Origin of the sequence: Haloplanus sp. HW8-1 (assembly GCF_023703795.1) — an archaeon.
Classification (GTDB): Archaea; Halobacteriota; Halobacteria; order Halobacteriales; family Haloferacaceae; genus Haloplanus; species Haloplanus pelagicus.
Window position 1 is genome coordinate 1,448,491 of sequence record NZ_CP098518.1, and the last position, 22,947, is coordinate 1,471,437.

Sequence of the window (22,947 nt, forward strand, 5' to 3'; positions counted from 1 at the left end):
GAGACGTTCCTGCTCGCTCCGCACCTCGTTGCGCCGGCCGGGAGTCCCGCGAGCGAACGGAGTGAGCGAGCGGGCCAAGAGCCGACCGAAGGGAGGCTCGCAGGCTTTTGATCGAGCTTTTACAAGCGAGCGAAGCGAGCGCAGTAAAAGGTCGTAGTGCGCCGGCCGGGATTTGAACCCGGGCCATGAGCTTGGAAGGCTCAGGTCCTACCACTAGACCACCGGCGCCCAGATAACGATTCAGGATCGTAGGATAAGGCAGTTACGTTTGTCCTCAGTCGTCGGCGGGCGACTCCACCGTCTCCTCCCGGAACGAGCGTGCCGTTTCGCGGAGCGACGCCGACATCGCCGGTACCTCGTCGGCCTCGACTGCGCCCTGTGTTTCGATCTCCGCGACGCTTCGCGGAAACGGACGGAGATCCATGTGGATCGCGATGCCGGCTTTGGCGCCCTGACCCATGGCGACGGGAATCTGGTTGTGGCCCTGCACGAGGTCGCCGACGGCGTAGACGCCGTCGACGCTGGTCCGACCGTGGTCGTCGACGACGACGGTGCCGTCGTCGTTCAGGTCACAGTCGAGGTCGGCCGCGAGGTCGCTGTTGTACTCGGAGCCGTACATTGGGAAGCCGCCGCGGTACTCGCGGACGGTCCCATCCGCGAACTCGAAGCTCTCCAGCCAGCCGTCCGCCCCGCGGTTCATCCCCGTGATCTCCTCGTGGATCACGTCGACGGGATGAGCGCGGAGCATGCGGTCGGTCTCTTCGCTCCACGTGGGGTCGTCCCCCCGGGTGAGGAGGTCGACCTCGTCGGTGAAGTTCAACATGATCATGGCGACGTAGGCGGCGCTGTCGCCGTGGCCCATCACGTACACCGATTCGTCGACGAACATGTACGCATCACAGTGGAGACAGTAGTGGAGTCCCCGGCCCGTCGGGGGGAGCGGCGGGTCGGGTCTCGCATCCGAGAACCCTGTCGCGAGGACGACCCGATCCGCGTCGACGGTCGCGTCGTCGACCGCCAGGGAGAACGCCCGGTCACCCTCCGGACGGCGATCGATTTCGGAGACGAACCCCCGATGATAGGTCGCGCCGTAGGCCTGTACCTGTTCGCGTGCAGTTTGGAGGAACTCGAAGCCGGAGACGTCCTCGGTGACGCCGATGACGTTGTGTGTCTCCTGCATCATCGCCGCGCGGCCTCCGCCGCGGTCCACGACGACGGTATCCTGTCCGAGCCGCGTGGTGTAGAGGGCGGCGGTCAGACCGGCCGGCCCCCCACCGACGACGGCCACGTCGTAGTCGTCTGTGTCGGTCATCGTGACACACTTTCGACGCCGAAAGGTTAAGTCCATCACGTCTGTGCGCCCCGCCGTCCAGACCACTACGTCTCCGGCGGACCGACGACCGCGTAGCCGTTCCCGCTCGATTCGAATCGTTCGTGGACGAGGAGGTCGCTCGCCTCCAGGTCGGCCGCGAACTCGTCGGGATCGTAGATGTGGTAATACCGCGGAACGGTCTCGCCGTCCGGGAGCGTCCAGTCGACCGTCGTGTCGAATCCGGTCGTCGCGTCGAAGCGGTCGTGAGTCGTGCTCCAGACGCCGACGAGCGCGCGGCCCGTCGGCGCGAGGACGCGCGCGAGTTCGTCGAGGCTAGCGACGCGGGTCGTCCGCGGGTGAAGGTGATGCAGCGTCGCGACGTACACCGCGAGACCGACGCGATCGGGGCGAACGGGGAGGTGGGCCGCGTCAGCCTGGAGGAGATGGGCGTCGAAGCCCCGTGTTGTCCGCCGCTCGCGGGCGGTTTCCAGCAGCCCCCGGCTGACGTCAAGCGCGAGTACGCGCTGGGCGACGGTGTCGAGCACTTCGGCGTGACGGGCGTTCCCGCACCCGACATCGAGCCCCAGGGCGGCCGCCTCCCTGTCGGCGACGAACCCCTCGACTTCCGGCCACGGGTACTCCCGCGTCGCGGCGAAGTGAGTCGCGATACGGTCGTACGTCTGCCGTGGGTCCGGGTGGTCCATACGGGCTCTCAGTGTCCGAACGGTCATAAGACCGCCGCGTCGGCCGCGTCGACCGCATCGCCCCGGTCACCCGATCAGAGCAACACGAGCGCGAACACGAGGTAGGTCAACGCGAGCAGTCCCGCCGCGTGCTTGACGCCGTCGGCGATTCCACCCTCGGCGAGCTGTCCGGCGATGATCCCGGAACAGACCGCCTGGATGGCGGAGAGGTGGAAAAAGAGCAGTTCGTAGGCGTCGGTGTTCACGTCGGTGCCGGCGAAGGCAGCGGTCACTCCGGCGCTCGGCGCGTTCGACGGCGTCGCCGCCGACGTTCCGGCCGCCTGCTGTACGGCAGGGATGAACGCGACGGTCAGCGCGGCGATGATTCCGAGGAAGACGAACACCGAAATGTAGATCACAAGGATGTAGGTGAGCATCTCCTGACGGCGCTCGCGGCGGAGACGGCGGGTGTCCTGGGCCTCGTCGGCGGCGATGCGGAGCACCGGCGCGATGTCGCCGCTCGCGTCCATGGCGTTGGTGATGAGCGTGACGGCTTGGGTGACCATCCGGGCGCGGGTCCGGACGGCGAGTCGGCGGAGCGCAGTCCCGGCGTCCGCGCCCCAGCGGATATCCCGCCAGGTGCGGTTCACCTCGTCTTCGAGGCCGCCGAGGTCGGTGCCGGCCACGCGTTCGATGCTCTCGACGACGGTCATCCCAGCCTCGTTGACGCTCGCCAGACGATCGAGGAAGTCCGGCACGGCGCGTTCGAGGCGCCGAACCCGGCGCTTGTGCGTCTCGTGGAGAATGGCGAAGATGGCCATGACGACCACCGTGGCCTCGATGACCGGATGATCGAGCGTCCCCAGCGCCGACGGTCCGAGGGGGATCGGAACGGACCGATACAGCACCCAGCCCAGACCGAGCGGAACGGTCACGACGAAACTGATCCAGGGCCGTTCGAGCACGCTCCGTGTCGGCTCGCGCAGCCACTCGCGGACCGTCCGGAACCGGTCGTAGGCCGCGAGGCGTTCGACGTTCCGTCGCTGCCCCACGACCGCCGCCCCGCCGTCGGAGAGTGGCGTCGACGGTCGCCCCCCCGTCGCGTCGTCGCCGACCGTCCCGGCGACGTCGTCGCGGACGTTCGTCAGCGCGGTGTCGTGCTGGGTGAGGCTATCGATGTAGACGACGAACGCCGCGGAGGCGAGAGGGATGCCCGCGTACCCGATGATGCGGACGATAGTGACCGTATTCTCGATGACGAGACCAATGACGACGAGGACGGTGATGAGAAAGAGCGGACCGGCGACCAGGACGGTCACGTATATCTCGGCGAACGTGGAGACGAGTTCGAGATACTGCTCTTGCTGGGCCTCGGCTTCTTCCTGGTACCGCTCGTACTGCTCGCGGAGGAACGTCGAGAGGTTGCGCCCGCTACCGAGCACGCTCGCGAGGTTGTCCGAGAACTCCTCCAACCCCTCGCTGGGCGTCCGGTCGGCGGTGTGACGGAGGGCGGTCAGGATATCCGTCGAGAACGCGTTCATGTCCCGTACGGCGACTCCGACCTCCCGGGCGGCCTCGCCGTAGATGTCGTCGTTGTTGGCGAGCGTCTCCAAGACCGTCGGAAAGGGCATACCGCTCCGCGAGAGCGCGTAGACGAAGGCGATCGTTCGGGGGAGCGTCGCTTCGATCTCACTCGCACGGGCCTCGGCCAACTGATCGAGATACGTCCACCGCGCCCAGTAGGTTCCAAGTGCCAGCGTCGATCCCACCGTCGCCCCGAAGAACAGAAAGAGGACGAACAGGCCGAGCAAGGTCAGATCCTGCAGGCGCGTCAGCCCGGCGAGAAAGGAAAGCGGCGGCGGCACCACCCCTAGGATGGCCGCCCGGCTGATCGAGAAGAGATCGACCAGCCAGACGGCGACGTACACCCCGAGGATGGCGCCGACGACGCCCGCGAGGCCGCTGATGAGGAGCGTCCGGGAGGCGAACACGCGGTGGGTGGTGCCGACGTGGGTGGCCCGCAACCGGGACAGCTGCCAGGATCGTCGGGAACTCCGACCCACGTAGTCCCCGAAGATCGGGACGGCCAGCCGGGAGACGAGCAGATCCGCCCGACGGCTCACCGGAGAGAGCAAGACCGGGAGGCCGATGATCGCGACGACGACGAGCGGTACCAGATGTGCGATCACGCGCCGGGCCCCTCGTCGACCAGTCGGTCCACGCGTTCGAGCACCCGGTCGGAGTCGGCGTAGTACTCGTTGACGAGCGCGGTGAACTGTCGGTAGTCGGTGATCCCCTGATCCCGGAGAGCGGTGAGGAAGCGACGGCGGTCGCGAAGCTCTTCGAGCAGGCGCGTTCGGGACCAACCGCGATCATCCTGAATCTCGTCGAGGAGCGAACTGTTCTCTCGGTCGAAGGTGTCCGTGTCGGCGTCCCAGGTGAAGGCGTTGGAGTAGTCGAGTTCGCCGGTTCGCTGGTCGATGCCGCCGATTTCGCTGATCGCGTTGGACCGACGCACCCGCTCGCCCTCCAGACGGGTGAGTCGCTGGACACAGAGCAAGTCGAGCGACTGAATCATCGCCCGGGGGACGTTGATCGGTTCGTTCTCCAGCCGGTTGATCACCGTCTCGATGCTGTCGGCGTGCATCGTCGAGAAGGTTGTGTGTCCGGTGTTCATCGCCTGAAAGAGGGTGACGGCCTCGTCGCCGCGCACCTCGCCGACGATGATGTACTCCGGGCGATGTCGGAGCGCCGACCGCAACAGGTCGTACATGTCGATGTCGGCACCCTCGTGGAGGCGCTCGCGGGTGACACTGGAGAGCCAGTTGTCGTGATACAGCGAGAGTTCGCGGGTGTCCTCGATGGAGAGCACTTTCGAGCGCGGCGGGACGAACATCGACACCGCGTTCATCGAGGTAGTCTTGCCCGACGCCGTGCCGCCCGCGAAGATGAGCGACTTGTTGTTCTCGATGGCGAGCCACAGGTACGCCATCTGTTCGACGTTGAAGGTGCCGTACTCGATGAGGTCGATCGGCGTGAAGGGGTCGTCGGCGTACTGGCGAATGGTAAAGGCCGAGCCACGCGGGGTCACCTCCTCGCCGAGGGCGAGTTCGACCCGGGAGCCGTCCGGCAGCGTCGTCCCGACGACGGGATCACCGACACTGATGTGACGCCCCGACTGCTGAGCGAGTCTGACGACGTAGTTGTCGAGTTCGTCAGGATCCTCGAAGACGACGTTCGTCGCCACGTCCGTGTACTGGTCGTGATAGACGAAGATCGGCAGGCCGTACCCGTCACACGACACGTCCTCGATGTGCCCGTCGTGCATGAGGGGATCGAGTCGGCCGAATCCGTTGAAGTCACGAATCAGATAGTACCGAAGCTTGTGGAACGTGTGCATGTCCACGTCGACACCGTACTCCTCCAGCAGGGACTCGAGTTCTCCTTCGAGGACCGTCTCTTCGGTCGGTTCGTCCTCGGCTCGAAACAACAGCGGGTCGCGTATGTCCTCGCGGATCCGTTCGAGCAATCCCGACTCGAAGGAGTCGAGATTCGGTTCGACCGCGTGATAGCGGTGCTCGCTCTCCTCGGTATTACGGGTGATGACGACGTACGCGAACGGCGCGTTCACCCAGTAGCGGTCGAGTTCCTCGTGACCCGACGGGGGGTCGAACGTCGCGAGCGGTCCGTCCTCGCCCGGACGGAACGGGCGCGCATCGATGGTCGACCCGCGGAGCATCTCGTAGGTTCGGACGACTCGCCGTCGGAGTTCGCCGAGCGTCCCGTCGGCTCCCGACGCCGCGTCCCCTGACATCGTTCGTGGGCGCTAAGCGAGGCACTGACTTAAACGTGCGCCCGACGTGATCGGTCGCGTTAAGTTAGAGGATGAGGCGGACGAGTTCCGAGTGCTTATGGCAGAATTCGACCGCCTCAACGGACGTATCGAGTGGATCGACTTGTCGTTTGTGGAGCGAAAGCGGACTCCCGAGTGGGCGATTCAAGTGGGCATCCGGTGTCATCTCGCGGTATGTCAACGAGATATTTAAGTCAGTTTCTCGATGAGTTGGGAGCCAAACGCAGTCACGTCGCTGTTCACAACTGGGAACACAAGGCCGATCTACAGCCGATGTCGATGATGAGTGCGGATCAGCTCGCGGTCGACGAGAAAGTGATCCGCGTCAACGGCGACGACTACTGGCTGTACAGTGCCATCGATCCCCAAACAAACGAAATCTTGCATTTTAGGCTGTTTCCGGCGACGACGAAACAGACGACGCGATGGTTTTTGTCCGAGCTGCATCGGCGATATCGGCTAGATGGCGTCGAATTTCTCGTTGACGACGCCGATCATGTAGTGAATGTCCTCGACGAAGACGGGTACCGATTCCAGCTGATTTCACACGGGAATCGGAATGCTATCGAACGTATCTTTTTGAACATATAACGACAAACTTCCTCGTTTACAATGACTTTCAACCATGTCGAACCGCAGACAGCAGAATCGTGGCTCCAAGCCCTCGCCGTCCAGCACAACTCACGCCAAAGTTAACGCGACCCGTCACATCGGCCGACCACTTATACCACCTGCGGGCCATCGGTCGAGCATGAGCCTCGATGGCCCCGACCACGAATCGCTTCGGAACCTGCGTCGTGACCTGCATCGCCACCCCGAACCGGGCTGGCGGGAGTTCTACACCACTGCCCGTCTCGTCGACGAACTCGAGAGGCGCAACCTCGACGAACTCCACGTCGGTCCCGAAGTCTTGGCCGAGGACCGGCGCGGCGTCCCCGACGATGCCGAACTCGACGAGTGGCGCGAGCGAGCGGTCGCCGCCGGCGCCAGACGGGACGTCGTCGACCGCCTCGACGGCGGGCACACCGGTGCCGTGGCCGTCCTTCGCCGGGGCGACGGGCCGACCGTCGGTCTCCGGGTCGACATCGACGCCCTCCCGATCACGGAGTCCGACGAGGCGTCGCACCGACCCGCCGCGGAGGGCTTTCGCTCCGAGAACGAGGGATACATGCACGCCTGCGGGCACGACGCCCACGCGACCGTCGGGGTCGGCGTCCTCGACGCCGTCGCCGCGAGCGACTTCGCGGGGACGCTCAAGGTGTTCTTCCAGCCCAGCGAGGAGACCATCGCGGGCGGCGAACCGATGTCCGAGAGCGGTCACCTCGACGACGTGGAGTACCTCCTCGCGCTCCACGTCGGCCTCGATCACCCCACCGGCGAGGTGGTCGCCGGCGTCGACGGGTTCCTCGCGGTGAGTCACTTCCGCGCCGAGTTCTCGGGCGAGACGGCCCACGCCGGCGGGCATCCGGAGCGCGGCCGGAACGCGGTCCAGGCGATGGCGACGGCCATCCAGAACCTCTATGCGGTCCCGCGACACCACGACGGCGCCACGCGCGTCAACGCCGGCCTGGTCGGCGGCGGCACCGCCTCGAACATCGTCCCGGAGGAGGCGTTCATCGAGGGAGAGGTACGCGGCGAGACGACCGAACTGATGGAGTACATGGACGACCACGCGGGTCGGATCCTCCGGTCGGCCGCCGAAATGCACGACTGCGAGGTCGAGGTGGAGTACCAGGGCCGCGCGCCGGGCGGCGAGAGTGACGCGGCGCTCGTGGACGTGGTGTCGTCGGTCGCCGCCGACACGTCGGGCATCGATTCGATCCTCGAACGGGACAGCCTCGGCGGGAGCGAGGACGCCACCTTCCTGATGCGGCGGGTACAGGAGCAGGGCGGTCTCGCCTCGTACGTCTGTGTTGGCACCGATCACCCCGGCGGTCACCACACCCCAACCTTCGACGTAGACGAGGAGACGATTCGGATCGGTATCGACGTGCTGTCGGAAACGATCGAACGGATCGGCAGGGAGCAGCCCTGAGTCAGTACTTCGGGTCGGCACCCGTCGTCTCGTAGACCCGATCCATGACCGCGTCGCGGTCGGCCTGCCACGCCGACAGGCCCGCTGGACCGGATGGATACGACTCGTAGCGGTCCATCAACTCCTCGGCGAGCTGTTTCGTCCGGTAGAAATTCAGAATCGTCCCCCAGTAGCCGAAGCTCCTGATGGCGCTTTTGAGTTTCAACAGCAGCCCCATCGAGGTCGACCCCGAGTACAGCGCCTCGGCGAGTTTCTCCCCGGGGAGGGCGGCCAGCAGCCCCATCAGGTCGTCGACGTCGACGGCCGTCGAGAGGACGTTGTACACGTCGAGACCGGCGTAGCGGCCGCCGAAGTGGTCCATCACGCGCTCGTTGTACTCCCAGAGCGCCGCCTCGGTCGGGTCGTCGTAGGCGTCGACGACGGCGTCGGCTGCGTAGGTGCCGGCGTAGGCCGCCCCCGCGATGCCGCCGCCGGTGGTGGGGTTGACGTGGCCGGCGGCGTCGCCGACGGCGACGAAGCCCGGCGCGACGGCCGAATCGTACGGCCGCCGGGTCGGGAGGGCCGCGCCGAGTTTGTCCGTCACCTCGGCGCCCGTGAACTCGGGGCGGCGCCGCAGGTCGGTCCGAAGGTCCTCCACCAGTTTCATCGGCTCCTCGTTCATCTGGAACCCCAGCCCGGCGTTGATCGTCGTACTGGTTCGCGGGAAGTACCAGAGATAGCCCGCCGCCCGACGGGTCGGTTTGAACACGAGGGCGTCGTCCCACTCGACGGGGTCGGGGACCTCGACGATTTCGCGGTAGGCGGAACAGAACTGGGAGTACGAGACGTTGGTGTCGAAGGTGGTCTCCCCGAAGTCGGCCTTGTCCTGCAGGATCGAGAGGGCGCCCGCCGCGTCGACGGTGACGGCCGCCTCGTAGGTGACGGGGTCGCCCTTCCGGATCCCGCGGACGCCGGTGACGCGGGCGCCGTCCTGAAGCACGTCCTGCACGACGGTGTCGTAGTGGAAGTCGGCGCCGGCGGCCTCGGCCCCCTCGATGATGCGCCGGCCGTACGCGTGGCGGTCGATGACGGCGAGTTCACCGGGCACCGGAATGTCGAGCACCGTATCGTGCTGTGGGAGTTCGAACCGGCCGTGGTCGACACCGGTGTTGGTAAAGGAGTCCTCGATTTTCGACTTCGGGATGGCATCCGGGAAGGTGTCGGCACCCTTCAGGGCGTCGCCACACGCGATATGGCCCGCCTCCTGTTCGTCCTTCCGCTCGACGACGACGACGTCGAGGCCGTCGCGAGCGGCGCTGGCCGCGGCGTAACACCCGGCCGTGCCCGCCCCGACGATGACGACGTCGCACTCGTGGGTAGTCATTGGTGAGGTGTCTCGCCCGCGGTGGGAAAACTCTTTATTCCCGTTTCGTCGCCGTCGTGCCGACGGAACGCGGCGATGGCCGGCGCTACGTCGCCTCGATCGCGCGTTCGATCACGGCTCGCGCCTCGGCGGCCAGGTCGCCGACGTCCTCGCTCTCGACGTAGAGACGGACGTACGGTTCGGTACCGCTCGGCCGGACCAGCAGCCACGAGCCGTCGGGGCGGTCCAGCCGTACCCCGTGACCGGTGTCGACGCTCGCCGCCGGGAATGTCTCCGGGAGCGACCGCTCGATCCGGTCCATCGCCGCGGCCTTCGCGTCGTCGGGACAGGGGACGCTCACCTTCCGGTAGGGCCGTTCGGTCACCGGGGCGCGCAGGCCGGGAAGCCCCTCCGCGGCGACGAGGCGGGCGATCACGACCGCGCTGACCACGCCGTCGATCCACCCGCCGAAGTCGGGGTGGACGTGTTTCCAGGGTTCGGCCGCGAAGGCGACCGTGCCGCCCGACTCGCGGACGTCGGCGATCCCCTCGTGGAGCGCGCCGAGGGCAACGCGCTCGACGCGACCGCCAGCCGCGTCGACGCGCTCGTCGATCCGGGCGGAGGCGTTCGGCGTCGTCACCACCACGGGATCGGCGGCGTCGCTCGCCCGGACGTACCGCTCTGCGACGACGGCGAGGACGGTGTCCTCGTGGACCACTTCGCCCGACCCGTCGACGATCACGATTCGGTCGGCGTCGCCGTCGTGACCGATCCCGAGGGCAGCGTCGCCGTCGGCGACGAACCGGCGGAGGTCGGAGAGCGAGTCGGGTGTGGGCTTGCTCCCACGGCCGGGGAAGTGCCCGTCGACGTTGGCGTGGAGAGCCGCGACGCGCGCGCCGAGGTCACGGAGGACGGCCGGCGTCGCGAGCGCACCCGTGCCGTTCCCGCAGTCGACGACGACACGGAGGCCGTCGAGGGCGCCGCCGAACCCGCGGGCGTAGTCGGCGACTGCCTCGCGGTAGTCTGGGAGCGGCGACGACTCGCGCCGGTCGCCCCACGCGTCCCACGCGACCGGCCCGTCGCCAGCCTCGACCCGCCGCTCGACGGTTCGCTCGGCCGCGCCGTCGTACTCGACGCCGTCGACGAAGGGTTTGATGCCGTTGTCCTCGGGTGGGTTGTGCGACGCGGTGAGCATCACGCCCCGGCGTCCCCGCGAGGCGAAGGCGAGGGCGGGGGTGGGCACGACGCCGACCCGTCGGACCGAGGCGCCACCCGAGAGGGCGCCGGCTTCGACGGCCGCGGCGAGGCCCGCGCCGGTCGTCCGACCGTCGCGGCCGACGACCACTTCCTCGGCCCCGCGGCCGACCGCCCGCCCGACCGCCACTGCGAGTTCCGGCGTCACGTCCGTCTCCACGCTACCGCGGATGCCCGCCGTCCCGAACAGGTCCATACCGATCCTCCGGGAGCCACCGGTTTGTATCGGTCGGTGACGACTATCGAAAGCTTCACCGGCACCCCGGCGGATGGACCGGTATGTCAGCGGCCGAGCCGTCGGAGGGCGCCGGAGTACGGATCGACCGCGTCGCCCTCGCCGTCGTCACCCTCAGCGTCGCCGCCTTGGTCGCCCGCTTCGTCGGCCTCGACGCCCGATCCTTCCACTGGGCCGAGGCACGCGTCGGCTACTGGAGCCTCCGATTCCTCGACACCGGCGCGTTCAAGTACCGCCCCGTCGCTGGCGGCCCGTTCCTCTACGTCGTCGATCGGACCGTCTTCGCCCTCGTCGGCGCCACGGACGCCACCGCACGGGCCGTCGTCGCCCTCATCGGCGGCCTCGCGCCGCTCGTGGCGCTGCTCTTCCGCCCGCGCCTCGACGACGCCGAGACGGTCGCGCTCGCCGGCCTCCTCGCGGCGAGCCCCGTCCTGCTCTACTACGGACGCTTCCTCCGCGGGGACGTCCCGCTCGCCGTCTTCTCCCTCGTCGTCGTCGGCTGTGCGATCCGCGTTCTAGACGGAGGCGGCGCCCGCTATCGCTATCTCAGCGCCGCCGCCCTCGGCCTCGCGGGCGCCACGTCGGGATTCGTCGTCGGCTACGTGGGCTGCTGGCTGGCCGCGGCGGCGCTCACCGTCGACCAGCGACGGCTCGTCGGCGAGGGGCCGGGGGTCCGCGACCGCCTCGAACGGGCCGTCGAGCGACTGCGGGGCTCGACGCGCTCCGCCCTCGGCGCGCTCGGGATCCTTTTCGTCGTCCACCTGTTCTTCTATGCCCCCCGGACTGGCGGCTCGATCCGGCCGTCGCTCGCGACGGTCGAGGCGGCCGTCCTCGGCGCCGCGCGGAAGTTCTATGGCGTGCGCGTCGTCGGCCGGCGCCAGGGTGGCGAGCACGAACTCCTCCCCTACCTGAGCGCGCACGCCGAGACGCTGCTGGCGGCGTCGGGGGTCGTCCTCGCGCTCGCTCTCGTGGGCTTTCTCGTCGACCGCTACGGTCGCGGCCCGTCGCGACCGGTCGTCGCCTTCCACGCCTACTGGGCGGGCGCATCGCTGCTCGTCTTCCCCGTCATCACCGAGGAGAGCGCGGCGTGGCTCGCCGTCCACACCGTCACGCCGGCTATCGTCCCCGCGGCCGCGGCGGTCGGTCTGCTCGGCCGCTACGGTTCGCACGCGCTCGATCGAGCGGACGCGACGAGCGTCGCCGTCGCCGCCCTGATCGGCGTCGCCGTGGTCGGCCAACTCGGCGTCGCCGTCGCGGGCACCGCCTACGGGCCGACGAGCACCGAGAACCCGCTCGCCCACCACGCCCAGGCGGCCGACGACCTCGACCCCTTCGTCTCCGACGTGTCGGCCGCCATTGAGGACAACGAGGGGACGGACGTGCTGTTCTACGGTGAGACGTTCGTACCGGCGGCCGCCGACGGCGTCGATCGCCCCCCGGTGGGCGACGCGTGGGGGAACCGCCTCCCGCTGTCGTGGTATCTCGAACGGGAAGGGGCGGAGACCGACGGCGTCCGCGACGTGCGCGGACTGGAGGCGAGGACGACGACGCCGCCGGTGGTCATCGCCGACGCGAGCCAGCGATCGACCCTCGCCGCACGGCTCGATGGGTACGAGGCGAGCACGTATCGCCTGTCGCTCTGGAACCGAGAGGTCGTGGTGTTCGTCCGCTAGCGGAAGCCCATCGCCTCGATCTGTTCCTGATACCGGTTACGGATGGTGACCTCGGTCACCTGGGCGACGTCGGCAACCTCGCGCTGGGTCTTTTTCTCGTTGCAGAGCAGCGAGGCGGCGTAGATGGCCGCGGCGGCAAAGCCGGTGGGTGATTTCCCCGACAGCAAGCCCTGCTCGGCCGAGACGTCGATGATCTCCGTCGCCTTCGCCTGCACCTCCTCGCTGAGTTCGAGCGCCGAGGCAAAGCGCGGCACGAACTGCTTGGGGTCGACCGGCTTGAGTTCGAGGCCGAGTTCCTGAGAGATGTAGCGGTAAGTCCGGCCGATCTCCTTTTGCGGGACGCGGGACACCTCAGCCACCTCGTCCAGCGATCGGGGAATACCCTCCTGACGACAGGCGGCGTAGAGGGCGGCGGTGGCGACGCCTTCGATCGAGCGTCCGCGGATGAGGTCCTCGTTGAGCGCGCGCCGATAGATCACCGACGCCACTTCCCTGACCGAGCGAGGGACGCCCAGCGCCGAGGCCATGCGATCGATCTCGGAAAGCGCGAACTGCAGGTTGCGCTCGCCCGCGTCCTTGGTTCGGATCCGCTCTTGCCACTTCCGCAACCGATGCATCTGCGAGCGCTTCTCCGAGGAGAGCGACCGGCCGTAGGCGTCCTTGTCCTTCCAGTCGATCGTCGTCGTCAGCCCGCGGTCGTGCATCGTCTCGGTAATCGGGGCGCCAACCCGGGATTTGCTCTGGCGCTCCGAGTGGTTGAACGCCCGCCACTCCGGCCCGCGATCGATCTGCCGTTCGTCGATGACGAGTCCACAGTCGTCACAGACGAGTTCCCCCTGATCGGCGTCCGTGACGATGTTGTCGGATCCACACTCGGGACAGTCAACGGATTCGTCCGCTTCCTGTTCCGTTTCCTGGCTCCGCTGGCGTTGACGGCTCGGACGTTCCATTATAAGTGGCGTGGCGAAGCTCTTATTTAAATCTTTGGTGGGGTGGTCACTCGGGACGTCGATTCGGAGACGGCACCGGGATCATCCGGAGCGGAGCGCCCGGGGACCGAACCGTAACGCTATCCTTCCGCCCGCTGACCCGCGTCGGTCGACTCGTATTTGTCTTCGAACTCCCGGATGAGTTGGCCCATCTTGGCGTACCAGTCGTTAAGCATCCGCTGCATGTCGTCGGCGATCTTGGAGGGGTCCGTCGGTGAATAGACGTGATAGTAACCGCCTTGGTCGTAGTTGACCTGCTCTTTCCCGATGAATCCCGTCTGAAGCAGTCGCTGGACGGCGCGGTAGGCCGTGGATCGCTCCCGGTCCACCGCCTCGGCGATCTCGTCGACAGTCAGTGGCTCCTCGGCGTCGACGAGGGCCTGAAAGCACGCCTTGTCTAGCTGTTTGAGCCCGTGAAAACACTCCAGAAGCCCCTCACACTCCATATCCTGCTGGAGTTGTTCGGACATCGAATCCGGCATTGGTATCCGTCGGTAGTAGCCGCCGGTTAGTTAAAAACTTGTGAGATTCTGGTACAATTTTGCCCGCTCACGTGGGTTCGGTCGGTGAACGACGTCGTGGGCGACGGGCGTCCGGGTTCGGCGGGCCGAGAGCGAAACGAACGCCGCCGCGTGTCCGGGTCCCCGGTGAGACAGCCGTCAGGCCGTCGCCCAGTCGTAGATCCGTCTCGGCGGACAGAATCCTGTGACGCTACTCTGGAGTAGGTTCACGCCGGCGAACGCGTCCACGAGGAAAAACCACTCGTTGACGAACCAACCGAGGACGACCCCGAGCAACACGACGGTTCCTGCAATCCCCCGCACGAACCGTTCTGCGGCGGGATCGCATTCTTTTGTAGTATTCACCATATAGTACAATACTAATCGGGCGACATAACTCTTTTCGTGGCAATCGGCGGTCCGATCCGTCGCCGGGAGCGGGAGCCGACCCCGGACGTCGACCCGCTCGCCGGCCAGGACGATCGGCTAGCGGTCGCCGAGTCCGGCGGCGGTGACCTCGAAGCGGGCGCCGCCGGCGTCGCTCTCGACGACGGTGATCGACCAGTCGTGAGCGTCGACGATCTCCGCGACGATGTCGAGGCCGAAGCCGGTGCCGTCGTCCGCAGTCGAGTAGCCGACCTCGAAGATCTCGTCGCGCTCCCCGTCGGGGATCCCGGGGCCGTCGTCCGCGACGTAGAACCCGTCCTCGACGTGGCCGACCGTGATCGTCACGCCGTCGGCGACCCCCCCGCTCTCGTCCGCGTCGTCGGCCTCCGGCCGACTGCCCGTGGAGCCATGCTCCACGCTGTCCTCGAGAGCCTGCAACCGAGGGCTCGTCGAACCGTGTTCGACACTGTTCCGAAACAGGTTCTCGAACAGTTGTGTCAGCCGGCTGGGATCGGCCGCGACGGTGCCCGCGACGTCGACGTGGAGGTCGCTCTCCGGTGCCTCGACGTTGTCCCAGGCCGCCCGAACCAGATCGGCGAGGTCGACCGACTCGACCTCGTCGACGGAGCGACCGTCACGTGCGAGATCGAGTAGGTCGTCGACGAGCACCTCCATCCGGCCGAGCGCGTCGATGGCCTCGTCGATATGTTCCGTCGAGACGTCCGTCCCCTCACGCTCCCCGGCCTCGTGCGACAGCCGCCCTTGGGCGACGTTCAGCGGGTTGCGGAGGTCGTGCGAGACGATGCTCGCAAAACGTTCGAGCCGCTCGTTTTGCCGTTTCAGCCGTCGTTCCTGTCGGTGTCGCTCCAGCGCGTGCCGGATCGCCCGTTCGAGTAGCGCCCCGTCGAGGTTGTCCTTCAGGAGGTAGTCCTGGGCGCCCTCCTGGATCGCTCGGAGCGCCGTCTCGTCGTCCGTGAGTCCAGTCAGTACCACGACCGGGAGCAACGGAACGTCGTCGCGTGACGCCATCCGTTCTTCCAGCCGTTCCAGCGTCTCGATGCCGCGGCTGTCCGCGAGGCCGAGATCGAGGAGAACGAGGTCGAAATCGCCCCCGGCGAGTCGATCCACGGCCGCCGTGAGGGACTCGACGTGTGTCAGGTTCGGCGGATCGAAAACGGTACTGGTGTCGGTCCGCAGATGATGGCGGATCAGGCGCGCGTCGCCGTCGTTGTCCTCGACGAGGAGTACGTCCAGTTCGTCCGCTGGTTCCCTCGGCATCTCACTCGGGCGGGAGTTTGACGACCTGAAGCCAGAACTCCTCGAGGGTGCTGACCACGTCGATGAAGCCGTCGAAGTCGACGGGTTTGGTCAGGTAGGCGTTCGCGTGTCGCTCGTAGGATTTGATGACGTCCTCTTCTGCCTCCGAACTGGTCAGGACGACCACCGGAATGCGTTTGAGATCCTCGCTCCCCTTGATCTCCTCGAGGACCTCCCGGCCGTCCTTCCGGGGCATGTTCAGATCCAGCAAGACGAGATCCGGCCGCGGCGTCTCCGTGTACGGGCCCTCGCCACGCAGGAACTGCATCGTCTCGACTCCGTCGTTGACGACGTGGAGGTTGTTCGCCAGTCGTCCCTTCTCCAGGGCCTTCCGAGTCAGCTTGACGTCGCCGGGGTTGTCCTCCGCGAGGAGGATCTCGACGGGTTCACGCTCCGACATACGTCAGGCCTTCTGACCGCTCGGGTTTGACTGTTGCGACGAGGGGTTCGGAAATTTGGCGTAGAAAGTGGTCCCCTCGCCGTCGTCCGACTCGATCCAGATCTCCCCCTCGTGACGGTTGACGATCCGTTGGCAGATGGCCAGCCCGATGCCGGTCCCGTCGTCGTCGCGGCTGGACTGCTCGAAGAGTTCGAACACCCGCTCTTGGTGGTCCAGCGGGATACCGGGGCCGTTGTCGGCGACCGAGAGCACGACTCCGTCGCCCCGGTTCTCGCCGTCGACGTGTACCGTCGGCGGGCCGTCGTCGCCGGCGTGTTCCACGGCGTTCGAGACGAGGTTCTGGAGGAGTTGTCGGAGCTGGTTCTCGTCGGCGAAGACCGTCGGCAAGTCCCCCGACGTGACCTCCGCGTCGGTCTCCGCGATGAGGAGTTCGAGGTCCCTCAACACCCGGTCCAGGACGGCATCGGTGTCGATCTCCTCGAACTCCTCTCCCTGCGTATGGACGCGGGAGTACCGGAGGAGGTCGTCGATCATGGCCTGCATCCGCCGAGCGCCGTCGACGGCGAACTCGATGTACTCGTCGGCCTCGTCGTCGAGTTCGTCGCCGTACTCCGAGGCGAGTAGATCCACGTAACTGGACACCATCCGTAGCGGCTCCTGGAGGTCGTGGGAGGCGACGTAGGCGAACTGCTGGAGCTGTTCGTTGGAGCGTTCGAGTTGATCGACCGTCCGCTCCAGTTCCGCCTCCGCCTTCTGGATGTCAGTCACGTCCTGGAAGATGGCGTAACTCCGCGAATCGTCGGTCCGCTCGGTCCCGAACGGCACCAGTTCGACCACGAAGTGTTTCTGCCCCTCCTCGGTTCGGATCGTCGTCTCCGTCGTGAACCGCTCCCCGGAGATGGTACGCTCTCGGAGCGTCTCGAGCGTCCCCTCGCCGAGTTGCGGGAGCGTCTCGGAGAGAGCCTTCCCGGTCGCCGCGCCGAACAGCGACTCGAACGTCGGGTTCGCCGACTCGGTGACGAGGCGTTCCCCGTGACTGCGAAGCCCCACGATTCCAGAGGGGTCGTTCTCGAACAGGGACTGGAAGCGTTCCTTCTCGCGCCGGCTCCGGTCGCGGGCCTGCTCGACGGTCGCGGTCCGCTGGCCGACGAGCAGCCCCGCCGCCGCGCCGACGACCATCGTCTGCAGGACGATGATCGCGGGTTTCAGCTCGTTTTGTGCGACCTGGATGCCGACGACCCAAGCCGTCAACCCGCCCATCGTCACGACGCCCGCGACGGTCCATTTCGTCACCAGACCGAGGAACGCGTCGTCGTACTCGGGGCCACGGAGCTTCCACACCGTGTAGAACACCAGCAGGAGGAGCGCGAACGGGAGTGCGTTCTCGATCATCGTGGAGGCGAGGGTGTTCCCCTGGACGGCCCAGTCCTCGTACACGTCGAACACCAGCACACCGGTCAGCGCCAGTCCGATGCCGGACAACACGCCCAGTGAGATTCGCCGGTCCAGTTGCATTGGTCCACTCTGTGGGGACGGGGACTTAGCCCTTTGTCGGTCCCGTTTTCAGGGCTGGTAATCGCAGGGATGCGTATTTGTCGGTCGGGTCCTCAGGCAGCGCGAGTCATGTCGAACCGACCGCAGTGTGCGATCAGGATAGCATGAGCGCACCCGACGAGCCGTTTCACGTGCTGCACGTGGACGACGACCCGGCCGTCCTCGATCTCACGTCGGCGTTTCTCGACCGGGAGGTCGACTGGTCGATCACGACCGAGGCCGAACCGTCCCCCGAGGCGGCGCTGACCCGGGTCGTCGACGGCGAGGTCGACTGTATCATCAGCGATTACGATATGCCCGGGATGAACGGGCTGGACGTCTTCGAGGCTGTCCGGGATCGCGGCGTCGAGGTCCCGTTCATCCTGTATACGGGGAAAGGAAGCGAGGAGATCGCCAGCCAGGCGCTCAACGCCGGCGTCACCGGCTACTTACAGAAGGGCGGTCCGGACCAGCAGCGTCGCCTCGCCAACCGCGTCCAGCATGTTCTCGACGACCGCCGGACGCAGGCGGTCGCCGATCGCTACTCGACCGTCCTCGAAGCCCTCGGCTATCCCATCTACGTCGTCGACGATGAGGGTCGCTTCGACTTCGTCAACGAGGAGTTCGCGGCGCTTACGGGGTACGACCGCTCGACGATCATCGGCAGTCGGCCGTCGCTGATCAAGGACGACGCCGCCGTCGACAGGGCCGAGTCCGAACTCGGCACGATCCTCTCCAGCGATGGGCCGGATATCAGTCGGTTCTCCGTAGGCATCGTCCCCAAGGACGGCGAGCCGATCCGGTGTCGGGATCACATGGCCGCCCTGCCTTACGACGGGGAATGTTTCGAGGGCAGCGTCGGCATCCTCCGGGACGTCTCCACCGAGCGCCGACGGGAGCGCGAACTCGAACACAAGACCCGCGCGATGGACGAGGCGCCGATCGGGATCACGATGGTCGACCCGTCTCGGTCGGACGATCCGATGACCTACGTCAACGACCGCTTCGTCGAGCTGACGGGGTACGAACGCGACGAGTCGATCGGTCGCAACTGCCGGTTCCTCCAGGGCGAGGAGACGTGTCCGGAGCGCGTCCGGACGCTCCGCGAGGCCATCGACACCGGAGAACCGACCTCGGTCACCCTCCGGAACTACCGCGCGAACGGCGAGATGTTCTGGAACCGAGTCAGCATCGCCCCCATCCGCGACGAACACGGCGAGATCATCCGCTGGGTCGGGTTTCAGGAGGACGTGACCGAGGACAAGAACCACCAACTGGAGCTGAAACGGCAGAACGCCCGTCTGGAGCGGTTGGCGAGCGTCCTCTCGCACGACCTCCGCAATCCGCTGACCGTCGCCCAAGGCGAACTCGAACTCGCCCGCCTCGCGGATGGGACCGGCGAAGAGCACCTCGACGCGGTCGTGGACGCCCACGGACGGATCGAGGGCATCGTCGAGGACCTGCTGGAACTGGTTCGTGGACCCGACGGGGAACTGGTGCCCGAACTGTTGTCGCTCGGTCGGATGGCCAACCGGTGCTGGGAGGGCCTTGACGACCGGAACGCGACGCTGCGGGTCGAGACGGATCGGACGCTCCGAGCCGACCCGCGTCGCTTCCAGCGACTCCTCACGAACCTCCTCGGCAACGCAGTCGATCACGGCGGCGACGCGGTCACGGTCACGGTCGGGACGACCGACGGCGGATTCTACGTCGCGGACGACGGCCCCGGGATCCCCGACAGGGAGCGCGAACGGGTGTTCGACGTCGGCTACTCGACCGCGGACGACGGCACCGGCTTCGGCCTCGACATCGTCCGGGAGTTCGCCGAGGATCACGGGTGGACGGTCACGATCAGCGAGAGCGACGCCGGCGGCGCCCGCTTCGAGATCACCGGCATCGAGGAGTAGGTGGGCCGACCGGCCCGATGGGTCGACCCGGCGTCTCAGACGCCGAACCGTCGCAGGCCGTACTTTTCGGCGTCGACGCCGTCGAGGGATCGGCCGCTGTACGCGACCCGTCCGTCGTCGAGAACGACGAACGAATCGCCGACGGCCGAGGCGAATCCCGGGTAATGCGTGGAGACGACGAAGGTGATCCCCTCGTCGACGAGACCACGGATCAACTCGACGAGCGCGCGCGTTCCGTCGCCGTCGAGGCCGGCCGTCGGCTCGTCCAGCACGACGTAGTCGGGATCCATGGCCAGCACGCCCGCGAGGGCGACCCGCTTTCGCTCGCCGTTGCTCAGCCGGCTACAGAGTCGCCGCTCGTAGCCGTCGAGGCCGACCCGCGAGAGCGCCCGTGTCACGACCTCGTCGGCCGAATCGTCGGCGGCGTTGCGCGGGCCGAAGGCGACGTCCTGCTCGACGGTCGGAGCGACGAGTTGATCGCCCGGCCGCTGGAAGACGAACCCAACGCGGCGCCGAACGGCTTTCAGCGCGTCGCTGTCGTAGGTCAGGCGCTCGCCGCCGACGGAGACGTATCCGCCGTCGGGTTCCAGCAGGCCGTTGAACTGCTTGAGCAGGCTCGACTTCCCGGCGCCGTTGCGCCCGAGGAGAACGGTCACCGCCGCCGACGACGCGGTGACGTCCACGCCGCGGAGCACGGGTCGTTCCCCGTAGCTGAACCGGAGGTCGACGGTTTCGATCACGTGAGCCACCTCGCCGCGGCCAGCAGGGAGAGCACCAGGCCGACGACGACGTACCCGCCGCTCTCGTAGTCGGGGACGGGCATCCGCCCGTCGTAGTTGCGCGACTCCATGGCCGTCCCGAAGGCCTCCGCCCTGTCGATGGAGCCCACGAGCAGCGAGGCAGCGACGTGCTTCGTCGTGCGAAACAAGGTGCGCCGCGAGGCGAAGCCCCCGCGCAGTCGCGCCGCCGTGTGGAGGCGGGTCGCCCGTTCGACGAGGATCTGAATGCCACGGTAGACCAACAACAGGAGTTCCACGATCGGCGGCGGGAGACGGAGGCCGTCGAGCGCGGCGACGAGTTGGGGCACCGTCGTCGTCAGCGCCAGAAAGGACAGCACCGAGAGCGAGGCCACCGATCGCAGTCCGGCGGCCGTCGCGACCTCGACGCCACGGTGGGAGACACTCAGCACCCGGAGTTCGAACGCGGTATCGCCGGGCGTGAGGACGGCGATCACCAGTAGACTGGGGAGCAGAAAGGATAGCGGATACCGGAGCAACGTCAGGTAGGCCCGCCCCACGGCGTGTGTCGACAAGGCCGCGAACGCGACGACGGCGACGAGGTAGACGCTCGGCCGCGTCGTCGTCGCCGTGAGCACCAGCGCGGCGAGAACGAAGTAGACTCTGAGGGGCCCCTCGACCGCGGGCGTCGCCTCGACCTGCACGTCCTCAAGCGTCCGGTGCATCGCTCGTCCGTAGTCGGTCGAGGTAGTAGCCGAGCACGGTCGCTCCGAGGCCACCCTGCAGCGCGAACAGGGCCGATTCGGCGGTGGGTCCCGGCGTCCACGGCGGCGACAGCCACCGGTCGTATCCGGACGCTCGTTCGTCGACGGCGGCGACCGCCCGCTGGTCCGTGCCGGTGAACCCGCTCCCGGCCGTCGTGAGCAGGAGGACCACGGCCGCGACGGCGGCACCGAGAAGCAGGAGTCGCCTCACGACGGCACCCCCAGCCGGCGGTCGGCGGCGGTGTCGATCCGGTGGAGATACCCGACCATCGCCGCCGCGAGGACGCCCTCGAGGACGCCGATGGGCAGTTGCGTGACTGCGAAGATAGCGGCGAAATCCAGCGTGGCGACGAGTACGCCGCCGGGGTCGGCGCCGGCTGGAAAGGCCAATCCGAGCTGGAGCGACGCGACCAGATACGTCGTCCAGTCGGTGACGACTGCGGCGACGAAGGTCGCCTGCGGTAGCGTGAGTCGCGACCGCACGAGCCGATACGCCAGCCAGCCCACGAACGGACCGACGATCCCCATCGACGTGACGTTGGCTCCGAGCGTCGTCAGACCGCCGTGTGCGAGGAGGACGGCCTGATACAGGAGGACGATGACGGAGACGAAGGCGGTGATCGCCGGGCCGAAGAGGACGACCATGACGCCGGTCCCGGTCGGATGCGACGAACTCCCGGCAACGGAGGGGAGCTTGAGCGCCGAGAGGACGAACACGAACGCTGCGGCGACGGCGACGAGCGCCTTCGTCCGAGCGTCCATCCGAACCGTCGATAGCGTCCGGCGCGCGCCGTACGCGACGACCGGCAGGGCGACAACCGTCCAGAGAACCGCCCAGAGCGGGGGCAGGAACCCTTCCATGATGTGCAAGTCGAGATCACTCCGTGCGGAAGCCGATTACCTCACCCATAAAAACAATACCGCTTGCGATAATGAAACTGAACTTTGGGAACCCGGCGCCCGGAGCCGTCACCCTCAACACAAGTGGATTGAAGTTACTGCAAATAACCCTTAGCTAACGATGGACGACGACACCGCTCGCGGGCCGGCACGATCGGGGGACTCGCCGCGGTCGTCCCGGCCGAACGGGGGCGACGAGGAGGCGTCGGGTTCCTCGGCGGTCCGCGGCGCCCCGGTCACGCCGTTCGACGAACGGACGACCGTTCCGGAGCGGTCGCGTGCCGCGGGCGGAACGGTCTATCTGGTCGGTGCGGGACCGGGCGATCCGGATCTGCTGACCGTGCGGGCGCGGCGGTTGATCGAGACGGCAGACGTGGTGTTGCACGACGCCCTCACGCGTGACACGCTCGTCGATCGCATCCCGACGTCGGCCGAGGTTGTCGACGTGGGCAAACGCGCCGGGCACAGAACCCCGCAGTCGGCGATCAACGACCTGTTGGTCGACCACGCCGCGGTCGGCGACGCGGTCGTCCGGTTGAAGGGGGGCGATCCGTTCGTCTTCGGCCGCGGCGGCGAGGAGGCCCAGCATCTCGCCGACCACGGCGTCGCCTTCGAGATCGTTCCGGGCGTCTCCAGCATCATCGCGGCCCCGGGGCTGGCCGGCATCCCGCTCACCCACCGGGATCTCTCCTCTCGGTTCACCGTCATCACCGGTCACGAAACGCCCGACAAGGAGGAGAGTTCGCTGGACTGGTCGGCCATCGCCCGCGAGATCACGGGCGGATCGACGCTCGTCATACTCATGGGGGTGCGAACGCTGGAGCGGAACGTCGCGGCGCTTCGCTCCCACGGGGTCGACGCCGACGTCCCGGTCGCCCTCGTCGAGAAGGCGGCGTGGGACGGACAGCAGGTCGTCCGCGGGACCCTCGACACCATCGTCGACGTGGTCGGGGAGTCCGCCATCTCGTCACCGGCGACCACCGTCGTCGGCGACGTGGTGTCGGTCCGGGACGACGTGGCGGCCCAACTCGGCGACTTCGACCCCGCCTGAGACCGTCCCCGCCGATCCGCGACGCCGAGACCCTCGACGAGCGACGGCGACGCGACTCCGAGTGAAAGTTCACTT

20 protein-coding genes, 1 tRNA gene and 1 pseudogene are annotated in these 22,947 nt (G+C 67.3%); 5 read left to right on the forward strand and 17 right to left on the reverse strand.

Translation table 11 applies throughout. The features are described from left to right. Nucleotides 1-157 precede the first annotated feature (157 nt). The 5 genes from NBT82_RS07675 to NBT82_RS07695 all read right to left on the reverse strand — a co-directional run bounded on the left by NBT82_RS07675 (nt 158) and on the right by NBT82_RS07695 (nt 5,809). Nucleotides 158-228 (reverse strand) — tRNA-Gly (locus NBT82_RS07675). Between the two features lie 46 nt (nt 229-274). Next, nucleotides 275-1,312 carry an NAD(P)/FAD-dependent oxidoreductase gene (locus NBT82_RS07680; RefSeq protein WP_251330953.1) on the reverse strand — a complete coding sequence of 346 codons (1,038 nt, stop codon included), beginning with the start codon at nt 1,310-1,312 and terminating at the stop codon, nt 275-277. Between the two features lie 65 nt (nt 1,313-1,377). Beyond that, entirely contained in the window at nt 1,378-2,016 is a 639-nt protein-coding gene (locus tag NBT82_RS07685) for a class I SAM-dependent methyltransferase (protein ID WP_251330954.1), read from the reverse strand. A 74-nt stretch (nt 2,017-2,090) separates the two neighbouring features. Next, a complete protein-coding gene (locus NBT82_RS07690) occupies nt 2,091-4,184 on the reverse strand; it encodes a type II secretion system F family protein (protein ID WP_251330955.1) in 2,094 nt (697 codons plus the stop codon). After that, complete coding sequence (locus NBT82_RS07695) at nt 4,181-5,809, reverse strand: type II/IV secretion system ATPase subunit (protein WP_251330956.1); 1,629 nt, start codon at nt 5,807-5,809, stop codon at nt 4,181-4,183. Before NBT82_RS07695 ends, NBT82_RS07690 begins: the two co-directional genes overlap by 4 nt. A 97-nt stretch (nt 5,810-5,906) precedes the next feature. On the opposite strand from NBT82_RS07695, the pseudogene NBT82_RS07700 reads away from it, so the two are divergent. After that, nucleotides 5,907-6,544: pseudogene (locus tag NBT82_RS07700) on the forward strand (IS6 family transposase). Nucleotides 6,545-6,599: 55 nt separating this feature from the next. Continuing rightward, nucleotides 6,600-7,883 carry an amidohydrolase gene (locus tag NBT82_RS07705; RefSeq protein ID WP_251330957.1) on the forward strand — a complete coding sequence of 428 codons (1,284 nt, stop codon included), beginning with the start codon at nt 6,600-6,602 and terminating at the stop codon, nt 7,881-7,883. A 1-nt stretch (nt 7,884) separates the two neighbouring features. Here NBT82_RS07705 and NBT82_RS07710 read toward each other — a convergent pair whose 3' ends face one another. Beyond that, entirely contained in the window at nt 7,885-9,246 is a 1,362-nt protein-coding gene (locus NBT82_RS07710; protein ID WP_251330958.1) for a geranylgeranyl reductase family protein, read from the reverse strand. Between the two features lie 85 nt (nt 9,247-9,331). Further along, on the reverse strand, nt 9,332-10,675 hold the full coding sequence (locus NBT82_RS07715; protein ID WP_251330959.1) for a phosphohexomutase domain-containing protein: 1,344 nt from the start codon (nt 10,673-10,675) through the stop codon (nt 9,332-9,334). 83 nt (nt 10,676-10,758) lie between these two features. Between NBT82_RS07715 and NBT82_RS07720 the strand changes: the two genes are divergently transcribed. Further along, the gene (locus NBT82_RS07720; RefSeq protein WP_251330960.1) at nt 10,759-12,387 is read left to right on the forward strand and encodes a flippase activity-associated protein Agl23; all 1,629 of its coding nucleotides are present in this window, start codon (nt 10,759-10,761) and stop codon (nt 12,385-12,387) included. On the opposite strand, the gene NBT82_RS07725 is transcribed toward NBT82_RS07720, so the two are convergent. From NBT82_RS07725 to NBT82_RS07750, 6 genes are all read right to left on the reverse strand, one after another. Then, nucleotides 12,384-13,337: a transcription initiation factor IIB gene (locus NBT82_RS07725; RefSeq protein ID WP_248896880.1), complete on the reverse strand. Its 954-nt coding sequence runs from the start codon at nt 13,335-13,337 to the stop codon at nt 12,384-12,386. The two genes, NBT82_RS07720 and NBT82_RS07725, sit on opposite strands and share 4 nt — an antisense overlap. Before the next feature lie 119 nt (nt 13,338-13,456). After that, nucleotides 13,457-13,858: a helix-turn-helix domain-containing protein gene (locus NBT82_RS07730; protein WP_251330961.1), complete on the reverse strand. Its 402-nt coding sequence runs from the start codon at nt 13,856-13,858 to the stop codon at nt 13,457-13,459. 177 nt (nt 13,859-14,035) lie between these two features. Next, nucleotides 14,036-14,245 carry a YgaP family membrane protein gene (locus NBT82_RS07735; protein ID WP_251330962.1) on the reverse strand — a complete coding sequence of 70 codons (210 nt, stop codon included), beginning with the start codon at nt 14,243-14,245 and terminating at the stop codon, nt 14,036-14,038. 117 nt (nt 14,246-14,362) lie between these two features. Further along, nucleotides 14,363-15,541, reverse strand: a complete 1,179-nt coding sequence (locus NBT82_RS07740; protein WP_251330963.1) for an ATP-binding response regulator — start codon at nt 15,539-15,541, stop codon at nt 14,363-14,365. Nucleotide 15,542: 1 nt separating this feature from the next. Further along, nucleotides 15,543-15,980 carry a response regulator gene (locus tag NBT82_RS07745; RefSeq protein WP_251330964.1) on the reverse strand — a complete coding sequence of 146 codons (438 nt, stop codon included), beginning with the start codon at nt 15,978-15,980 and terminating at the stop codon, nt 15,543-15,545. Nucleotides 15,981-15,983: 3 nt separating this feature from the next. Further along, nucleotides 15,984-17,495: a sensor histidine kinase gene (locus NBT82_RS07750; protein WP_251330965.1), complete on the reverse strand. Its 1,512-nt coding sequence runs from the start codon at nt 17,493-17,495 to the stop codon at nt 15,984-15,986. A 143-nt stretch (nt 17,496-17,638) separates the two neighbouring features. On the opposite strand from NBT82_RS07750, the gene NBT82_RS07755 reads away from it, so the two are divergent. Further along, on the forward strand, nt 17,639-19,420 hold the full coding sequence (locus NBT82_RS07755) for a PAS domain S-box protein (protein WP_251330966.1): 1,782 nt from the start codon (nt 17,639-17,641) through the stop codon (nt 19,418-19,420). A gap of 35 nt (nt 19,421-19,455) precedes the next feature. Here the strand turns inward: NBT82_RS07755 and NBT82_RS07760 are convergent, their stop codons facing one another. Genes NBT82_RS07760 through NBT82_RS07775 form a run of 4 tightly spaced genes read right to left on the reverse strand, consistent with a single transcriptional unit; the run spans nt 19,456 to nt 21,791 of the window. Then, on the reverse strand, nt 19,456-20,160 hold the full coding sequence (locus tag NBT82_RS07760) for an energy-coupling factor ABC transporter ATP-binding protein (RefSeq protein ID WP_251330967.1): 705 nt from the start codon (nt 20,158-20,160) through the stop codon (nt 19,456-19,458). Continuing rightward, nucleotides 20,157-20,882 (reverse strand): cobalt ECF transporter T component CbiQ, encoded by a 726-nt coding sequence (gene cbiQ, locus NBT82_RS07765; protein ID WP_251330968.1) that lies wholly within the window; start codon nt 20,880-20,882, stop codon nt 20,157-20,159. The genes NBT82_RS07760 and cbiQ overlap by 4 nt, the downstream gene beginning before the upstream one ends. Further along, nucleotides 20,866-21,132 (reverse strand): energy-coupling factor ABC transporter substrate-binding protein, encoded by a 267-nt coding sequence (locus NBT82_RS07770; protein ID WP_251330969.1) that lies wholly within the window; start codon nt 21,130-21,132, stop codon nt 20,866-20,868. The genes cbiQ and NBT82_RS07770 overlap by 17 nt, the downstream gene beginning before the upstream one ends. Then, a complete protein-coding gene (locus NBT82_RS07775; protein WP_345780683.1) occupies nt 21,129-21,791 on the reverse strand; it encodes an energy-coupling factor ABC transporter permease in 663 nt (220 codons plus the stop codon). Before NBT82_RS07775 ends, NBT82_RS07770 begins: the two co-directional genes overlap by 4 nt. Nucleotides 21,792-21,942: 151 nt before the next feature. Between NBT82_RS07775 and cobA the strand changes: the two genes are divergently transcribed. After that, on the forward strand, nt 21,943-22,872 hold the full coding sequence (gene cobA / locus NBT82_RS07780; protein WP_251330971.1) for a uroporphyrinogen-III C-methyltransferase: 930 nt from the start codon (nt 21,943-21,945) through the stop codon (nt 22,870-22,872). Nucleotides 22,873-22,947 lie beyond the last annotated feature (75 nt).